The sequence below is a fragment of the Brachybacterium massiliense genome (assembly GCF_900184245.1).
GTDB classification, from domain to species: domain Bacteria; phylum Actinomycetota; class Actinomycetes; order Actinomycetales; family Dermabacteraceae; genus Brachybacterium; species Brachybacterium massiliense.
Window position 1 is genome coordinate 1244080 of record NZ_FXXB01000008.1, and the last position, 17316, is coordinate 1261395.

The window sequence follows — 17316 nt, forward strand, 5'->3', positions numbered from 1 at the left end:
CTCTGCAGAGATATCGGCATACAGGTCGCTCCCACGCCAGCACCCGACCATCACCCCCAGCCGCCGCCCCGGCCCGCCCAGGTCCCGTCACCCCACCCCGCCGAGCGAGGGCCGTCACCTCCGGCTTGCACCCCCTCGACAACTAATTTAATCTTGAAACATAACGGAGCCACTCACGGAGAGCGATCATCATGCAGTTCGGAATCTTCACCATCGCCGACATCACCCCGGACCCCACCACCGGCAGGGTCCCCACCGAGAACGAGCGCCTGAGGTCCATGGTGGAGCAGGGCAAGCTCGCCGAGCAGGTGGGCCTGGACGTCTTCGCGATCGGCGAGCACCACAACCCGCCGTTCGTCACCTCCTCCCCCACCACCACGCTGGCCTACGTCGGCGCGCAGACCGAGCGGATCATCCTCTCCACCGCGACCACGCTGATCACCACCAACGATCCGGTGAAGATCGCCGAGGACTACGCGATGCTGCAGCACCTCACCGGCGGCCGTGTCGATCTCGTGATGGGCCGCGGCAACACCGGCCCCGTCTACCCCTGGTTCGGGCAGGACATCCGCAAGGGCATCGAGCTCGCGATCGAGAACTACGACCTGCTGCGCCGCCTGTGGACCGAGGATGTCGTGAACTGGGAGGGCCAGTTCCGCACCCCGCTGCAGCAGTTCACCTCCACCCCACGCCCGCTCGACGGCGTGGCCCCCTTCGTGTGGCACGGCTCGATCCGCTCCCCGCAGATCGCCGAGCAGGCCGCCTACTACGGTGACGGCTTCCTGCACAACAACATCTTCTGGCCCATGAGCCACACCAAGCAGATGGTGCAGCTGTACCGGGAGCGCTACGAGCACTACGGCCACGGCAAGGCCCACCAGGCCTACGTGGGCCTCGGCGGTCAGGCATTCATGCGCGAGAACTCCCAGGACGCGATCACCGAGTTCCGCCCCTACTTCGACAACGCCCCGGTCTACGGCGGCGGCCCGTCGATGGAGGACTTCACCGCACAGACCCCGCTGACCGTCGGCTCGCCCGAGCAGGTCGTGGAGCGCTACCTGACCATGGCCGATCACGTCGGCGACTACCAGCGCCAGATGTTCCTGATGGACCACGCGGGCCTGCCGCACAAGACCGTCATGGAGCAGATCGAACTGCTGGGCACCGAGGTGGTCCCGGTGCTGCGCCGCGAGCTCGAAGCCCGCAGGCCGGCCGACGTCCCCGAGGCCCCCACCCACGCCGCTCGGGTCGCCGCCTCGGAAGCACGGCACGGCGCCTTCGACGACGCCTACCGCTTCGAGACCGGCGACAACTGGACCGGCCTGCGCGCCGAGAACGCGAAGGGACAGCGCTGATGACCACCACCTACCGGATCCTGGCGCTCACCGCCGGACTCTCCACTCCGAGCTCCACCCGGATGCTCACCGACCAGCTCTCCCGCGCGGCGGCCGCGGCCCTGGGCCGCACGGGCGCCGAGGTCGAGGTGACCACCGTGGAGCTGCGCGAGCACGCCCACGACATCACCGATGCCCTGCTGACCCGTTTCCCGGGCGAGCGCCTGTCGATGGTGATCGAGCAGGTGCGGGCGGCCGACGCCGTGATCGCGGTGACCCCCGTGTTCAACGTCGGCCCCTCGGGGCTGTTCACGATGTTCTTCGACGCGGTCGACATCGAGCTGTGGAAGGGCAAGCCCATCCTGCTCGGCGCGACCGCCGGCACCGCGCGTCACTCCCTCGCGATCGACTATGCGATCCGGCCGATGTTCGGCTACCTCAAGGCGGAGATCGTACCGACCTCGGTGTTCGCCGCGTCGGCCGATTTCGGCGCCGACACCGAGGGGCAGGCCGATGAGCAGCCGCTGACGGCGCGGGTGCGCCGTGCGGCCGCCGAGCTCGCGACGATGGTGGGTGCGGGGATCGGCGAGCGCGCGCAGGGCGCGCAGGACTCCGCGGCGGCTGAGGTCGAGACTGCGGAGACCGATGCCCCGGCCACCCGGAGCACCCTCGATGCGGAGTTCTCCGACTTCGTGCCGATGGACAGGCTGCTGCGTCGCGGCTGACGGCGCGGCGGCTCAGTCGGCCGAGTCCGGGGACTCCGGCGAATCCGGGGTGTCGGGCGACGGGGGCGTGGCCGGGGACGGCGCGGAGACCGGCGACTGCGCCGACTGCACGACCTGCTTGGGCGCGGGAGCCCTCTTCGGCGTCGACTTCTGCGGGGACTCCGGAGCCTTCTGCGTGGTGGTGCGCGGGGCCGGCGCCGGAGTGGGCGGCGAGACCGGCGAAGGGGCGGAGACCGCGGTGACCGCTGAGGGGGCCGCCGGCGCGGAGGCGCCGGACTTCAGGGACTCCACCGCGGGGACCTGCTTCGGGCCGACAGCGTCCTTGACCGCATCCTGGTCGGCATCCTTCGAGGTCTCGTCCCCGTTCTCCGCGGGGTCGAGATCGGCGCCGATGTTGGGCCGGTCGGGGCCCTGCTGGTCGCCGAACGAGGTCTCGGAGCCGTCGCTGCCGATGCCGGGGCCCTCGGTGGGCATCGAGGCACCGCCGGCGACCAGGGCATAGGCGACGCCCGGGGCCAGAACGGCGGCGCTGGTGCCCGCCACGACGGTCCAGATCGTCTTCTTCCTCATGCGCTTGCGCTCCTTCGTCTTCCGCTCACTGCACGGCTATGTGTGCACAGTCCACCGGGCGCAGATGAGAGGGCGGCCAGACGATCATGAGAGGTCTCTCATGAACGCGTCGGCACGCTCGGATCTTGACACCCGTCGCGTGCGCAGTAACGTGGAGGAATACGGTTTCCGCACGCTGACGTCCGCGCCGTGGGCTCCGCACCCCTGAGGAGGACCCGATGATCCGACCCGGCCTGTGCTCGGTGACCTTCCGCGCCCTCGAGGTCCCCACCGTCGTGCGCCTGGCCGCGGAGGCGGGGCTCGAGCGCATCGAGTGGGCCGGGGACGTGCACGTCCCGCCCGGCGATCTCGTCGCGGCCCGTCGGGCGCGCGAGCTCACCGAGCAGGCGGGGCTGTCGGTTGCCTCCTACGGCTCCTACCTGCGCTTCGAGGGGAGCGACGAGGTGGTCCGCGCCGAGGGCGAGGCCGTGCTCGCCGCCGCACGGGAGCTCGGTGCCCCGCGGATCCGGGTCTGGGCGGGCAGCGCCGACTCGGCGGACGTCCCCTCCCCCGAACGCGCCCGCATCGTGCGCCGCCTGCAGGAGTTCGCGGACCTCGCCGCCGCGCACGGCATCGACGTCGGCCTCGAGTTCCACGGCCGTACCCTCACCGACGAAATCGGCTCGACCCTGCGACTGCTCGACGAGGTGGGCCGGGCGAACCTGCGCACCTACTGGCAGCCCCACCAGGGCATGCCCGAGGCGGAGGCGCTCGAGACGCTGCGCCGGGCGGTCCACCGCCTCTCCACCCTCCACGTGTTCTCGTGGTGGCCGCGCAGCGAGCGTCTGCCGCTCTCGGCGCGCGCCGCGCTGTGGCGGGAGGCGTTCGGGGTGGTCGCCGCGGCGGGCGGGGAGCATGACGCCCTGCTCGAGTTCGTCCCCGAGGACGATCCGGCCCTGCTGCGCCGCGAGGCGCAGACCCTCCGTGAGCTGATCACCGCCGGCGCCGAGCCGCCTCGCTAGACGTGCCGATCGCCACCCGGCCACCCCATTCACGCCCTGGCGAGCAGGCTCGTCGTTATGCTGACCGGGTCGGGGACAGCGTTTCCCCGCACCCCCTGCAGAAGGAGTCCAGATGCCCGCCGTGCGCCTCAGTGACGTCGCCCAGGACGCCGGGGTCTCCCTGGCCACCGCCTCCCGTGTGCTCAACGGGTCCAGCAGGGTGCCCGGCAAGGCCGTCGCCGAGAAGGTGCGCGCCTCGGCGGACCGGCTCGGCTATGTCCCCAATGCCCAGGCGCAGGCCCTGGCCCGCTCCCGCTCGGGCCTGATCGGCCTGGTGGTGCACGACATCGCCGACCCCTACTTCGCGACGATCGCCCGCGAGGTCCAGCAGCAGGTGTTCGCCTCGCAGTCGCAGGTGCTGCTGACCCAGACGGACCGCGAGATCGACACCGAGATCCGCGCGCTGCGCTCCCTGATCGCACAGCAGGTCGATGCGCTGGTGCTGGTGGGCTCGCACCGCTACGGCAACGAGTCCGACGCCGCGATCCGCCTGCTGCTCGAGGGCTTCGAGCGCAACGGCGGCAAGGTGGTGGGCCTGGGCCAGTCGCTCGGGATGGGCCGCACGATCGTGCCCGACAACGCCGCGGCCGCGCACGAGCTCGCCACCGCCCTGGTGGTCGAGGGGCACCGCCGCTTCGCCGTGGTCGAGGGCATCGCCGGGATCCCCTCGGCGGGCGACCGCACCGGCGGCTTCGTCGCCGCGCTCACCGAGGCCGGGATCGAGCCCGAGCTGAGCACCGCCGCGGACCTCACCCGCGCGGGCGGCCACGCGCTCGGCGAAAGCCTGCACGACCACCTGACATCCTCCCCCGCCTCCGACGATGCGCCGCTGTGCGTCTTCGCTCCGGCCGACGTCATGGCCCTCGGCGCGCTCGGCGAGCTGCGCCGACGCGGCGTGGACGTCCCTGGCCAGGTCGCCGTGGCGGGCTTCGGCGGGGTGCCTGGCGCCTCCGACTCGAACCCGACGCTCACCACGATCGCCCTGCCCCTGGCAGAGATGGCGCGCCAGGCGGTCGAGTGGGTGCTCGACGGCTCGAACGGCTCGGAGGGTGAGTCCGCGCGCTCGACCGAGGTGCATGTGCGCGGCGACGTTCTGCTGGGCGAGTCCACGGCGCTGGTGGGGCGGGGCTGAGTCCCGGCGGCACGGGGGTGGATCGGCGCGAAGCGACCCGCGAGAACCCGCCGCCCGGCGATACTGGCGCGAAACCCTCCGAGAGAGCCCGCTGCCCGGCGATACTGGAGCATGTCCCTGCGCTTCTCCCTGCTGCTCGGCAAGCCGCCGAAGCCGGGTTCCCTGCTCGCCGAGGTCATCGAGGATCTCACCGCGGGCGGGAGCACGGTGGACGTGCTGCTGCCGCATGAGCAGACCATCGATCCCGACTCGCTGAACGGGCAGGACCTGGTGGCCCACCGCGGCCTGCACACCACCCTCACCCCGCTGCTCGGCGCGCTCCATGACCGCGGCATCCCGCTGTGCGCACCGTTCGCGGCCGACGAGCTGCTGCGCGACCGGCGTCTGTGGCACACCCGCCTCGCCGAGACGGGGATTCCCGTGCCCCGGGCCGAGGAGCACGCCGACTGGGCGTCGGTGCTCGAATCGGGTCGGGACGAAGAGATCGTGGTCAAGGCCCTCTCGGGCCCGGGGCGCGGGAGCCAGGTGCTGGCCGGCACCGCCGCCACGCTCCCTGCCGAGGCGCCGTTCACCGGCCCCTACCTGGTGGAGCCGCGTCTGGTCGCCGAGGACATCGACCGCAAGCTCTACGTCGCGGGCGGCGAGGTACGCGGCCTGCTCAAGCCCTCGACCCTGACCCATCCCCACGTCACCTCCGGTGAGCCGTTCACCCCGGACGAGGAGCTGGTGGGCCTCGCCCTCGCGGCGGGACGGGTGCTCGGCGTGCACCTCTTCGGGGCAGACGTGCTGCACACCCCGGGCGGCCCGGTGGTCATCGACGTCAACGCCTTCCCCGGCTACCGCGGCGTGGACGGCGCGCCGGGGCTGGTCGCCGCGCACCTGCGCGAGCACGCCGCGGGCCAGGGCACGTAGCCGCCACCCGGCCCGTGCACCGTGGCCCCGCGGCCAGTGCCCCGCATCCCGGATCCCACCACTCGATGAAAAGTGCCAGCCAGCTGGCACCTTTCGTCAAGCGGCCGGTGGGAAGCCGCACCACGAGGCAAAAAGTGCCAGCCAGCTGGAACCTTTCGTCGAGCGACGGGCAGGAAGCGGCGACCGGGGGACGGGCGGCATCCCACCCTCACGCGTGCGGCAGCACGAGCTCCTCGAAGCGGTCCGCGATGATCTTCGCGGCGGCGTCGGCTGGAGTGGCCCACACGTCCTCGTTGAAGATCTCGACCTCGATGTCCCCGGTGTAGCCGGCATCGCGAATCATGCGGGTGATCGAGGGGAAGTCGATGTAGCCGTCACCCATATAGCCGCGGGAGTGCAGGGGCTCCGCCGCGAGCGGCAGGTTCCAGTCGCACACCTGGTAGCTGAACAGGCGGTCCGCCTGGGCTGCGCGTTGGATGGCGCGCTCGAGGTAGGGGTCCCACCACACGTGGTAGGTGTCCACCACGACCCCGGCGGCGGGGCTGCCGGAGGACTCGGCGATGTCGAGGGCCTGGTCGAGGGTGGAGACCACGGCGCGGTCCGCGGCGAACATGGGATGCAGCGGCTCGATCGACAGGGTCACCCCGCGCTCCTGCGCGTAAGGCGCGAGCTCGGCGATCGCCTCGGTGACCCGGGCTCGGGCGCCGACGATGTCCTTGTCGGCCTTGTCGACCCCGCCCACGACCAGCACGAGGGTGGGGGCGCCGAGCCCGGCGGTCTCATCGATCGCGCGGCGGTTGTCCTCGAGGGCGGCGGCGCGGTCGGCCTCGGCGGAGGCGGTGAGGAAGCCGCCGCGGCACACCGTGCTCACGCGCAATCCCGCGTCGTCGACCCGGCGCCGCAGCGCGTCCAGGCCCACCTCGGCGACGTCCTGCCTCCACAGGCCCACGGCGTCGATGCCTTGCGAGGCGGCGACCTCGAGGAACTCTTGGATCGGGGTGGTGCGGAAGGTCCAGCGGTTCAGGGACAGGCGCGGGGTGCCGGTCCCGAGGCGCTCGGAGGGCGGGGTGTTCATGCGGCGGCTCCCGTCGCGGCGGCGGCGTCGATCTCGTACCCGGCCAGGCGCAGCATCGAGTGCCAGCGCTCGGCGGCGAGCGCGGGTTCCTCGAGGTTGCCGGTGGTGGCGGCGAGCTCGATGGTGCGCGAGAGGTGCGGGAGGCTGCGGGCGCTGTGCAGGCCGCCCACCATCGTGAACGCCTTCTGGTGGCCGTTCAGCCAGGCCAGGAACGCCACCCCGGTCTTGTAGTGGAAGGTGGGGGCGGAGAACACGTGGCGCCCCAGCTCCTCGGAGGCGTCGAGGATGCGCCGCGCCTCCTCCGGGTCGCCCGCATCCAGCGCCTGCACGGCGGCCGACGCCGCGGGGGCGGTCGCGGCGAACGCGCCGAGCAGGGCGTCGGAGTACTCGCCGGCCACCTGCTGCCCGTCGGCCGCGGTGGTGCAGGTCCCGTCGCCCACGATGAGGTGGGAGAAGTGGAAGTCATCGCCCGTGAGCATCCGCACCCCGGCGGGGAGCTTCTCGCGCACGGCGATCTCGGCGGCGTCGTCCAGCAGGCTCATCTTCACGCCGCGGATCTTCGCGGGATCCGCCTCGATGATGCGCAGCAGGGTGTCGGCGGCGACCTCGGAGTCGGTGCTGCCGAAGTAGCCCTCGAGCTGGGGGTCGAAGGCGGTGCCGAGCCAGTGCAGCACGACGGGCTCGGTGGCCGCCTCGAGCACGCGGCGGTAGACGTCCTCGTACTCAGCCGCGGTGGTCGCGACGCGGGCGAGGTGGCGGCTGGCCATCAGCACGGCGCCCGCGCCGGTGGCCTCGGTGGCGCGCAGCTGCTCGACGTACGCCTCGACGACCTCCTCGAGGCTGAGCTGGTGCTCCTCGCGCTGATCGGTGTTGACACCGGCGACGACGAGGTCGCTCACGCGCGCCCCCGCAGGGAACACTGCCGAGAACTGCGGGTCCGCGAGCGCCTCCCGGGCGGCGTCGGCCGTGCGGGAGATCAGCTCACGCGTGGCGGCGGGGTCCAGGCCCATGTTGCGCTGGGCGGTGTCCATCGCGTCGGCGACCCCGAGCCCTCGGGACCACATGGTGCGGCGGAAGGCGAGGGTGGCGTCCCAGTCGATGTCGGCCGGGGCGCCGGGGGTGTTGTCGCCGTGGACCTGCGGCACCACGTGCACGGCGGCGTAGACCACGCGGGAGCGCAGCGGCGCGGTGGGCGGGGCGAAGGCGGGCGCGTCGGCGAGCGGGATGCGGCGCAGCGTGCCGTCGGCATCGAGCAGGGTCAGCTCCATGGTGCTCATGGGGCTCACACCTCCGTCAGCGGGTCGAGCGCGATCCGGCGACCCTCGGCGGAGCTGGTCAGGCCAGCCTCGGCGAGGCGCACGCCGCGCGCGCCGGAGAGGAAGTCGAAGGGATAGTCGCGGCCTTCGACATAGTGGCGCAGGAAGTCCTCCCACTGCACCTTGAAGCCGTTGTCGAAGCCGCCGGGCCCGGCGTTGTCGGGCACCTCGATCCAGTCGCCGCGATAGTCGTGGCCGTCCTTGACGTCGGGGTTCCACACCGGCTTGGGGGTCGCCTCGCGCGGCTGGATGCGGGCACCGTGCAGGCCCACGACGGCGCTGCCCTTGGTGCCGTCGACCTGGAACTCGACCAGCTCGTCGCGGTGCACGCGCACGTCCCAGCTGGAGTTCATCTGCACCACGGTGCCGCCCTCGAGGCGGAAGACGCCGTAGGCGGCGTCGTCGGCGGTGGCGGTGTACTTCTGGCCCTTCTCATCCCAGCGCTCACCGATGTGGGTGGCGGTCTGGGCGTAGACATCCTCGATGCGGCCGAACAGCTCCTCGATGACGTAGTTCCAGTGCGGGAACATGTCCGCGACGATGCCGCCGCCGTCCTCGGAGCGGTAGTTCCAGGAGGGGCGCTGGGCGGTCTGCCAGTCGCCCTCGTAGACCCAGTAGCCGAACTCGCCGCGCACGGAGAGGATCTCGCCGAAGAAGCCGGAATCGATCAGGCGGCGCAGCTTGAGCAGGCCGGGCAGGTAGAGCTTGTCGTGGACGACGCCGTTGACGGTGCCGTGCTGCTTCGCCAGTCGCGCCAGCTCGAGGGCGTCCTCGAAGCTCTCGGCGGTGGGCTTCTCGGTGTAGATGGCCTTGCCCGCGGCGATGGCCTTCTTGAGGTTCTCCACGCGCAGGTTGGTGACCAGGGCGTCGAAGTAGACCTCGTAGTCGGGGTTCGCGAGCGCCTCGTCGACGTCGGTGGTCCACTTCGTCAGGCCGTGCTTCTCGGCGACGCCGCGCAGCTTCTCCTCGTTGCGCCCCACAAGCAGCAGGTCCGGCAGCAGTCGGTCGCCGTCGGCGAGCTCGACTCCGCCTTGCTCCTGGATCGCGAGCAGGGATCGCACCAGGTGCTGGCGATAGCCCATGCGCCCGGTGGCGCCGTTGACGATGATCCCGATCCTGCGTGTGGCCATGAGTCTGCTCCTGTGTGCTGTGCGCCGTCGGCGTCGTCGCCCGGCGGTAACCGCTTTCCTCCGGATGATTGAACCACGTGGAGCAGGCTCGGGCAAGCCCTTGCCTGCGCGTTATCCCGGGCAACACCGGGCAAACGGTGGCGCAGTTCACAGCATTGGCCGTAGAACGGACCGCGCTGCATCCTGGGCGATGCACGGCGCACAGGGGCGCGGACGCCCCGATCTCCGGCGCCCGACGAAAGGCTCCCTCGTGACCTCTTCCCCCGCCATCCGGCGCCGTGGCCCCGCCGAGCGCTGGCTCGAGGCCCTCCCCCTCGGCAACGGCCGCCTCGGCGCGATGGCCTGGGGGGATCCGCGCCGAGCGACGTTCTCGCTGAACGAGTCGACGCTGTGGTCCGGCGGTCCCGAGACGGACCGTGCGCACCGCACCGCCCGTGCAGAGGCGGCCGATGCCCTCGCCCGCTCCCGCGCCCTGTTCGAGAGCGGTGCGGTGCCCGAGGCGCAGCAGCAGATCGAGCGTCTCGGCGCCGCCTGGTCGCAGGCGTACCTGCCCGTCGGCGAGCTGAGCATCCAGCTGGAGGGCGGTGAGGACGCTGACGCCGAGCGGGTCCTGGACCTCGCCGCGTCCGAGCACGTGGTCCACGCCGCCGACGGCGAGCACCTCACCTTCCTCAGCCGGGCCGACGAGGTCCTCGTCCACGCCGCCCCCTGTCCCGGCGACGCGCACCCGGTCCTCGAGTTCAGCTCACCGCTGCGGGAGGAGCAGCGCGAGGCGGGCGAGGGCTCCCTCACGGTGCTGCTGCGCGCCCCGTCGGACGTCCCCGCCGGCCAGTTCCGGCACGAGGAGGAGGTGGCCTGGGAGCCCACCGGTGCGAGCCGCGCAGCGGTCGCGGTGCGCACGCGGATCACCGAGGGCCGCCTGTTGATGACCTGCGCGATCGTGACCACGTGGCAGGGGCTGGGCGAGGCACCGGACCGGGACGTGCAGGACGTGCTCGAGCAGGCCTCGCGCCAGGCCGAATCGGCGCTCTCCCGGGGCGAGGAGGAGCTGCGGCGCCGGCACCGCGCCGATCCGCTGCCGGGCCTCGACGAGGTCTCCCTCGCGCTGCGCGGCTCTGCGGAGGCGGAGCTGCTCGCAACGAGCTTCGCCTACGGTCGCCACCTGCTCGCGTCAGCCTCGCGCCCGGGCCTGCCGCCCGCGAACCTGCAGGGGCTGTGGAATGCGCGGCTCGAGGCGCCGTGGTCCTCGAACTACACGGTGAACATCAACCTGGAGATGAACCACTGGGGTGCGGGGGTCGCGCACGTGCCGGATGCCGCCGCGGCGCTCGCGCAGTACGTGGAGATGCTGCGCACCGCGGGGGCGGAGACCGCGCGGCGGCTCTACGGCGCCGACGGCTGGACCGTCCACCACAACTCCGACCCGTGGGGGTACACGGATCCGGTGCGCGGGGAGCCGTCCTGGTCGACCTGGCCGATGGGCGGGCTGTGGCTCGAGCGGGAGCTGGAGTCGCTGGCCTCGTTCAGCGGCCGACGCGCCGAGGAGATCGCGCGGGAGCGGTTCCCGGCACTGCGGGAGGCGGTCGCCTTCGGGCTCTGCCTGCTGCACGAGAGCGCCGACGGGCACCTGGCGACCTTCCCCTCGACGTCCCCGGAGAACCTCTACCTGACCGGGGAGGGCGAGCGGGTAAGCCTCAGCGAGGGCACCGGCATGGATCGCTGGCTGCTGCGTGAGACGGGCCAGCACCTGCTGGACGCGGCCGCACTGCTGGGCCTCGAGCAGGATCCGGTGGTCCTGCGGGCGGCATCAGCGCTGTCCCTCGTGCCGGGACCGCGTGTGGGGGCGGACGGGCGGGTGCTCGAGTGGCACCAGGATGGCCTGCCGGAGGCCGAGCCGACCCACCGGCACGTCTCCCACCTGGGCTTCCTCTACCCGGGCGCGGAGCCGGTGGAGCCCGAGCTCGAGCAGGCCGTGATCCGCTCGCTCGAGGCGCGAGGGGACGAGGCGACGGGCTGGTCGCTGGTGTGGAAGGCGTGCCTGTGGGCGCGTCTGCGCCGCGGCGACCGGGTCCAGTCGCTGCTCGAGCTGTTCCTGCGCGACGCCGAGACCGAGGACGGCGAGCGCAGCGGCCTGTATCCGAATCTGTTCTCCGCGCATCCGCCGTTCCAGATCGACGGGAACCTCGGGATCGTCGCGGCGCTCGCGGAGTGCCTCGTGCAGAGCCATCGCGGGGAGATCGAGCTGCTGCCGGCGCTGCCTCCGATGATGGCCGACGGATCCGTGCGCGGACTGCGAGCACGTCCCGGCATCGCGGTGGACATGGACTGGGAGCAGGGCGCGCTGACCTCGCTGCGCCTGCGCGCGGTCGGCGAGGGCGCGTTCGGCACCCACCGGGTGCGCCGCGGCGACCGGGTGGTGAGCGTGGGCCTGACCGGGCTCGACCCGGTCGAGCTCAACGTGACGGCGCTGCGCTGAGCGTCTGCTCGCCGGGCTCGCGTCTGCGAGGATGACCGCGGCCAGATCGCTGAACCACCGGGCGACGGTGCGGCATGAGAGGTGCGTGAGCCGTGGACGCAGGACATCGACCGAGGATCCCGCGCAGGACCTTCGCCGCGGCGGCGGCGCTGGTGGCGCTGGCGGGCGCGAGCGCCTGCAGCGGCGAGGAGGAGTACTCGGTGGTGCTGGTCAGCGACCCGCCGTCCACGACGGTGCTGCCCGGAGAGGATCTCGCCGCCACCGCCCTCTCCCTGAGCGCGGCGCTGTTCGAGGCCGCGGACATCGCCGTCGTCGCGACCGAGGACACCGTGGGGCCGCTCGCTGCGCTGAGTGCGGCGTCGGGGGTCCCCCTGCTGGTGGGCACCGACCGTGCGGTCGTCGAGGAGCTCTCGCGGCTGGGCGCGCGCGCCGTGCTCACGGCCTCGGGCGGTGACGCCGCGGCCGTGGAGGCGCTGGGCGAGGATCTGGAGGTCCTCGAGGTCGATCCCGTGACGGCCGACGAGGAGGCCCCGCAGGTCTCGGCCGACGGCGCGCCCTTGCCGGTGACCCTGTTCGTGGATCCGGAGCTGGACCTTCCGTCCCAGGCGCTCGCCGCTGCCGTGGTGGCGGGGGTCGGCGGCACGGTCGCCGAGATCCCGGGCGGGGCGCTCGGGCGCAGCGGCGACTCCGTCGCGGCGGTGACCTCGGCGGTCGATGAGGATCCTGCCGTCGGCGTGCTCGCGCTCGGGGCGAGCTTCGGGCCCTCCGAGGACTTCTCGTCGGCGCTCGCACGCACGGCCGGGACCCCGCAGCTGCCCGGCGGGGGGACCACGGTGTTCCCCGGGCGTCGGATGATCGCCACCTACGGCTCCCCGGGCGTCCCCTCCCTCGGGATTCTCGGCGAGCAGGGGCTCGAGGAGTCGATCGCGCGGGTCCAGGCGCTCGCCGCCGAGTACGACGGGCTCACTGATGAGCAGATCATCCCGGCGTTCGAGATCATCACGACGATCGCCTCCGAGGAGGCCGGGGCCGACGGGGACCACTCCCGGGAGCTGCCGGTGGACCTGGTGCGCGAGTGGGTCGACGCCGCCGGCGAGGCGGGGGTGTACGTGGTGCTGGATCTCCAGCCCGGCACCACGGACTTCCTCACCCAGGCGGAGATCTACGAGGAGCTGCTGCTGGCGCCGCACGTGGGGCTGGCGCTGGATCCCGAGTGGCGGCTCGAGCCGGGACAGAAGCATCTCGAGCAGATCGGCGCGGTCTCCGCAGAGGAGGTCAACCAGGTCGCAGGCTGGCTCGCGGATCTGACCGCCGAGCACTCCCTGCCGCAGAAGGTGCTGATCCTGCACCAGTTCAGCCGCTCGACGATCACCGAGCGGCAGGACATCGACGCCTCGCGCCCGGAGCTCGCGATCACGCTGCACGCCGACGGCCACGGCGCCCCCGGCGACAAGCTCGGCACCTACGCCACCCTGCAGCAGGATCTGCCGGAGGGCATCGCCATGGGGTGGAAGAACTTCTACGACGAGGACTCGCCCATGTTCACGCCCGAGCAGACGTACGAGGTCGACCCGCGCCCGTGGTTCGTCTCGTATCAGTGAGGGGCGCGGGTCGACCTCGTACGTCTGCTCGGGCGTGAACATGGGCGAGTCCTCGTCGTAGAAGGCCGTCCGCACACCGCACCCCACCCGCACCCCCCCCATGCCCGGCTCCACACCCTTCCTCCACACACCACCTTTGTCCACATTATCCACAGAATCGTCATGGACTCTAGCGCTGAGACATTCTCGAGAGTAAACTCGAAGGACGTCGCACGCATTCATAGAGCACTTCGGGGAGGGGAATCATGTCGATGTTCTTCGAGCCCGATTCCTCGAACCCGGACTCCTTCTCATCGCAGTCTGACTCCGGGCCTGGCGCGCCTTCTGCGCAGTCACCCACGCCCGCTCAGCAGCCGTCGACGCCCGCTCAGCAGTCACCCGAGCCCACCCAGCCACCATCCGGTCCCGCGCATCAGCCGTCCGATCCCGCGCCGTCGCCTGTCGGCCAGGAAGAGTCCGCCGGGAGCGAGCGAAGCAGGCCCGTGGAGCACCGGCTCGCCAGACGATCCCCGCGCGAGAGACTCCCTCGCAAGCGACTCCCCCGCGAGCGCACCCCGCACGAGGGCACGGAGCCGCCGCGCAGGGTAGTGCGGGCCCGCACACCCCTGACTCCGGACGGCTTCATCGCCCGCGCGCAGGTCGAGCCCGGCTCGTTCGAAGCCCACGTCTCCCGGGAGCTGTTCTCCACTCACCACGAGGAGGCACGTCGCTACGCAGAGCAGCTGCGCAAGCTCGCGATGCTCTGGGATGACACCGACGAGGACGGCGACACCTACGCGATCCTCGTCGCCGAAGCCCGCCGGATCACCCTCAACCAGGCTCGCACCGCATTGCGGGACGCCTGCACGGCCGTGACCTGCCTGCCGAGGACCCTCGCCCGTCTCGAGGCCGGGGACCTTCCGGCCTCCTGGTTCGAGCAGCTCCTCCGCCGCGTCCGCGGCCTCACCCCGGATCAGTGCCGCCAGCTCGACGAGCGCGTCGCGGACTGGGATCTGAGGAACATCCGCAGCGACAGGTTCTCCCGTGAGCTCGGCATGCTGATCACCTGGTTCGGCTCCCACGCCGTCCAGGGCACTCCGGCCGAGCAGCGAGATGTCGCGCTCGACACCGGCCCCGTGCATGACGGCACGGCACGACTGTCGATCACCGGCCCCATCCACGAGATCCTCGACGTCTCCCACCGCCTTGACGCCGCGGCACGAGCCGTGCAGCGGCAGCAGCGCCATGCCCTCGAGGACGACAGCCCGATCCCCTTCGACATCGACGGGGCCGCGGCGCGCGATGGCCACCCGCTCACCCTCGCGGCGCTGCGCTACGCGATCCTGACCCGCTCGATGCTCGGCACCGGAGGCATCGAGGTGCCCGGCAGCCGGATGCGCCTGAACGTGGTCGTCCCCGCGATGACGCTGCTGGGCGAGTCCGAGGCACCGGGCACGATCGATGGGACGATCCCGCTGCCCGCGCCGATGGCCCGCCACCTCGCCGCCGGCGAATCCACCTGGTACCGGATCCTCACAGATGCGGCCGACGGGGCTTATCTCCCACTGCCGCCCAAGCGCTACTCCCCCACCCCGGCGATGCAGGAGCACCTGAGACTTCTCGACCCGGTCTGCGCCGTGCCCGGATGCACTCGGAACGTCTGCACCGTCGGGGAGGCGGACCACATCGAGGAGTACGACCACGCGCATCCCGAACGTGGTGGCCCCACCTCGCTCGAGAACCTCCACCGATTGTGCTGGAAGCACCACGACATGAAGACCCGCGGACTGCTCGATCCCGTCCGCGAGCCCGACGGGAGCACCACCTGGTCCGTGGCCGGCATCGCCCGCCTGAACGCGCGCCAGAACCGCGACCTCGTCACGCCGTACATCGCCCAAGAGCTCCAGCGCTCCTGGGAGATCTACGAGGAGATGCTGGTCTGGGAGGAGGGCCGACGCCGCGGGCTCCTCCATGACGACGACGACCCGGCTCCGCTCGAGGACCCCGACGACGACCCGGGCTCCGACCCGCCGTACTGATCCCGCTCAGTGGTTCCGCGCCACCCAGCCCTCACCGCAGGTGCCGCCGTACTCGGACTCGTCGATGTGCACCGCCTCGCCGCGGGCGTCGAGCAGCGGCTGGTAGGAGGAGGCGACCTCGCGGCTGCCCTCCGGGCCCGACAGCGCGGGCCCGGCGGATGACAGCCTCAGCTCAGGCGTCGACCACCACGGCCATGACGGCCGGCTCGCGGCGGTAGTTGCGGCGCAGGTAGCCGCTGACGGTCTCGACGATCAGCTCCTCGATCTCGCCGATGTCATCGACCTTGTCCTGCTTGGCGCGCGAAAGCGCCTTGGCGACCTGGTTCTGCGCGCCGTCGAAGGTGCGCTTGTCGTGCACGAAGCCCTTGGTGAGGAACTCGACCGGCTCGACGGGCTGGTAGGTGTCCGGGTCGATCAGCGCCACCACGGTGACCACGCCGCCGCCGCTGAGCAGACGACGCTCGGCGAGGGTGTCCTCGGTGGCCGCGCCGATGGTCTGCCCGTCGACGTAGACCAGGCCCGCCTCGACCTTGCCGGAGATCTTCGCGTGGCCGTCGATCAGGTCCACGGTCATGCCGTCCTGGGCGATGACGATGTGATCCTCCGGCACGCCGGTGCGGCGGGCCAGCTCGGCGTTGGCGTGCAGGTGCTTGGACTCGCCGTGCACGGGCATGACGTTCTTCGGGCGCACGATGTTGTAGCAGTACACGAGCTCGCCGGCGCTCGCGTGGCCGGAGACGTGCACCTTCGCGTTGCCCTTGTGGACGATGTTCGCGCCCAGGTCGGTGAGCTTGTTGATGATGCCGTAGATGGCGTTCTCGTTGCCGGGGATCAGGGAGGAGGCCATCAGCACGGTGTCGCCCTCGCCCACCTGGATCTGGTGATCGCCGTTGGCCATGCGCGCGAGCGCCGCCATCGGCTCGCCCTGCGAACCGGTGCACACCAGCGTGATCTTGTGGTCGGGCATCGACTGGATCTTGCGGAAGTCCACGACCAGGCCCTTGGGGATGTTCAGGTAGCCCAGGTCGCTGGCGATCTTCATGTTGCGCACCATCGAGCGGCCCACGAAGGCGACCTTGCGGCCGTTGGCGTGGGCGGCGTCGAGCACCTGCTGGATGCGGTGCACGTGGCTGGCGAAGCTCGAGACGATGATCCGTCGCGGCGAGGTCTGGAACACCTGATCGATCGCGGGGATCAGGTCCTTCTCCGACATCGTGAAGCCGGGGACCTCGGCGTTGGTGGAGTCGGTGAGGAACAGGTCCACGCCCTCCTCACCGAGGCGCGCGAAGGAGCGCAGGTCGGTGATGCGACCGTCCAGCGGGAACTGGTCCATCTTGAAGTCACCGGTGTGCAGCACGGAGCCGGCCTTGGAGCGGATCATCACCGCGAGGGAGTCCGGGATGGAGTGGTTGACCGCGACGAACTCGAGGTCGAACGGACCGGCCTTGCGCTTGTCTCCCGCCTCGACCTGGATGGTCTTGGGGGTGATGCGGTGCTCCTTGAGCTTCGCGGTGATGAAGGCGAGGGTCAGCTCGGAGCCGATCAGGGGGATGTCCGCCCGCTCCTTGAGCAGGTACGGCACGCCGCCGATGTGGTCCTCGTGGCCGTGGGTGAGGACGATGCACTCGATGTCGTCGAGACGATCGCGGATCGAGGTGAAGTCCGGCAGGATCACGTCGATGCCGGGCTGGTGCTCCTCGGGGAAGAGCACGCCGCAGTCGACGATCATCAGCTTGCCGGCGTGCTCGAACACCGTCATGTTGCGGCCCACCTCGCCGAGGCCGCCGAGCGCGGTGATGCGCATGCCGTTGCGGGGCAGGCGGGGCGGGGCGGAGAGCTTGCGTCGGGGAGAGGGCATGAGGGAGTCTCAATCGTCGATGGGTCAGGGTCTCAGGTCTGTGATGGCGCGCGCGACTCAGCGGTCGCAGCGGCGTCCACCCCACAAACGTACGTCAGTCATGGCGCTTTTCCGCATCTATGCCGGATT

Annotated in this window: 13 protein-coding genes; 8 read left to right on the plus strand and 5 right to left on the minus strand. The window is 71.5% G+C overall.

What is annotated here, in order from left to right:
- The first annotated feature begins 191 nt into the window (after window positions 1-191).
- Window positions 192-1355, plus strand: coding sequence for an LLM class flavin-dependent oxidoreductase (locus BN4251_RS15585; protein ID WP_087485936.1), 1164 nt, complete (start codon window positions 192-194; stop codon window positions 1353-1355).
- Entirely contained in the window at window positions 1355-2059 is a 705-nt protein-coding gene (locus BN4251_RS15590; protein ID WP_087485937.1) for a CE1759 family FMN reductase, read from the plus strand. Before BN4251_RS15585 ends, BN4251_RS15590 begins: the two co-directional genes overlap by 1 nt.
- A 12-nt stretch (window positions 2060-2071) precedes the next feature.
- Here BN4251_RS15590 and BN4251_RS15595 read toward each other — a convergent pair whose 3' ends face one another.
- On the minus strand, window positions 2072-2629 hold the full coding sequence (locus BN4251_RS15595) for a hypothetical protein (RefSeq protein WP_087485938.1): 558 nt from the start codon (window positions 2627-2629) through the stop codon (window positions 2072-2074).
- 218 nt (window positions 2630-2847) lie between these two features.
- On the opposite strand from BN4251_RS15595, the gene BN4251_RS15600 reads away from it, so the two are divergent.
- The 3 genes from BN4251_RS15600 (at window position 2848) to BN4251_RS15610 (ending at window position 5713) form a co-directional block, all read left to right on the plus strand.
- On the plus strand, window positions 2848-3630 hold the full coding sequence (locus BN4251_RS15600; protein WP_087485939.1) for a sugar phosphate isomerase/epimerase family protein: 783 nt from the start codon (window positions 2848-2850) through the stop codon (window positions 3628-3630).
- A gap of 112 nt (window positions 3631-3742) precedes the next feature.
- A complete protein-coding gene (locus tag BN4251_RS15605) occupies window positions 3743-4801 on the plus strand; it encodes a LacI family DNA-binding transcriptional regulator (RefSeq protein WP_087485940.1) in 1059 nt (352 codons plus the stop codon).
- A 111-nt stretch (window positions 4802-4912) separates the two neighbouring features.
- The gene (locus BN4251_RS15610; protein ID WP_087485941.1) at window positions 4913-5713 is read left to right on the plus strand and encodes an ATP-grasp domain-containing protein; all 801 of its coding nucleotides are present in this window, start codon (window positions 4913-4915) and stop codon (window positions 5711-5713) included.
- Between the two features lie 208 nt (window positions 5714-5921).
- Here the strand turns inward: BN4251_RS15610 and BN4251_RS15615 are convergent, their stop codons facing one another.
- From BN4251_RS15615 to BN4251_RS15625, 3 genes are read right to left on the minus strand one after another with little or no spacing between them, the layout of a single operon-like run.
- A complete protein-coding gene (locus BN4251_RS15615) occupies window positions 5922-6788 on the minus strand; it encodes a sugar phosphate isomerase/epimerase family protein (RefSeq protein WP_087485942.1) in 867 nt (288 codons plus the stop codon).
- Window positions 6785-8065, minus strand: coding sequence for a DUF993 family protein (locus BN4251_RS15620; RefSeq protein WP_087485943.1), 1281 nt, complete (start codon window positions 8063-8065; stop codon window positions 6785-6787). Before BN4251_RS15620 ends, BN4251_RS15615 begins: the two co-directional genes overlap by 4 nt.
- A gap of 5 nt (window positions 8066-8070) precedes the next feature.
- On the minus strand, window positions 8071-9234 hold the full coding sequence (locus BN4251_RS15625; RefSeq protein ID WP_087485944.1) for a Gfo/Idh/MocA family protein: 1164 nt from the start codon (window positions 9232-9234) through the stop codon (window positions 8071-8073).
- Window positions 9235-9484: 250 nt separating this feature from the next.
- On the opposite strand from BN4251_RS15625, the gene BN4251_RS15630 reads away from it, so the two are divergent.
- The 3 genes from BN4251_RS15630 to BN4251_RS15640 all read left to right on the plus strand — a co-directional run bounded on the left by BN4251_RS15630 (window position 9485) and on the right by BN4251_RS15640 (window position 15329).
- On the plus strand, window positions 9485-11710 hold the full coding sequence (locus BN4251_RS15630) for a glycosyl hydrolase family 95 catalytic domain-containing protein (protein WP_170931997.1): 2226 nt from the start codon (window positions 9485-9487) through the stop codon (window positions 11708-11710).
- Window positions 11711-11802: 92 nt separating this feature from the next.
- Window positions 11803-13311: a hypothetical protein gene (locus BN4251_RS15635; RefSeq protein WP_170931998.1), complete on the plus strand. Its 1509-nt coding sequence runs from the start codon at window positions 11803-11805 to the stop codon at window positions 13309-13311.
- Between the two features lie 482 nt (window positions 13312-13793).
- Window positions 13794-15329, plus strand: a complete 1536-nt coding sequence (locus BN4251_RS15640; protein WP_170931999.1) for an HNH endonuclease signature motif containing protein — start codon at window positions 13794-13796, stop codon at window positions 15327-15329.
- Between the two features lie 172 nt (window positions 15330-15501).
- Here BN4251_RS15640 and BN4251_RS15645 read toward each other — a convergent pair whose 3' ends face one another.
- Window positions 15502-17187 (minus strand): ribonuclease J, encoded by a 1686-nt coding sequence (locus tag BN4251_RS15645; protein ID WP_087485945.1) that lies wholly within the window; start codon window positions 17185-17187, stop codon window positions 15502-15504.
- Between the last annotated feature and the right edge of the window lie 129 nt (window positions 17188-17316).

Bases quoted from the DNA above. Each gene is read 5' to 3' on its own strand.
- BN4251_RS15585 (WP_087485936.1), top strand. From the start codon at position 192: ATGCAGTTCGGAATCTTCACCATCGCCGACATCACCCCGGACCCCACC.
- BN4251_RS15590 (WP_087485937.1), top strand. From the start codon at position 1,355: ATGACCACCACCTACCGGATCCTGGCGCTCACCGCCGGACTCTCCACT.
- BN4251_RS15595 (WP_087485938.1), bottom strand. From the start codon at position 2,629: ATGAGGAAGAAGACGATCTGGACCGTCGTGGCGGGCACCAGCGCCGCC.
- BN4251_RS15600 (WP_087485939.1), top strand. From the start codon at position 2,848: ATGATCCGACCCGGCCTGTGCTCGGTGACCTTCCGCGCCCTCGAGGTC.
- BN4251_RS15605 (WP_087485940.1), top strand. From the start codon at position 3,743: ATGCCCGCCGTGCGCCTCAGTGACGTCGCCCAGGACGCCGGGGTCTCC.
- BN4251_RS15610 (WP_087485941.1), top strand. From the start codon at position 4,913: ATGTCCCTGCGCTTCTCCCTGCTGCTCGGCAAGCCGCCGAAGCCGGGT.
- BN4251_RS15615 (WP_087485942.1), bottom strand. From the start codon at position 6,788: ATGAACACCCCGCCCTCCGAGCGCCTCGGGACCGGCACCCCGCGCCTG.
- BN4251_RS15620 (WP_087485943.1), bottom strand. From the start codon at position 8,065: ATGAGCACCATGGAGCTGACCCTGCTCGATGCCGACGGCACGCTGCGC.
- BN4251_RS15625 (WP_087485944.1), bottom strand. From the start codon at position 9,234: ATGGCCACACGCAGGATCGGGATCATCGTCAACGGCGCCACCGGGCGC.
- BN4251_RS15645 (WP_087485945.1), bottom strand. From the start codon at position 17,187: ATGCCCTCTCCCCGACGCAAGCTCTCCGCCCCGCCCCGCCTGCCCCGC.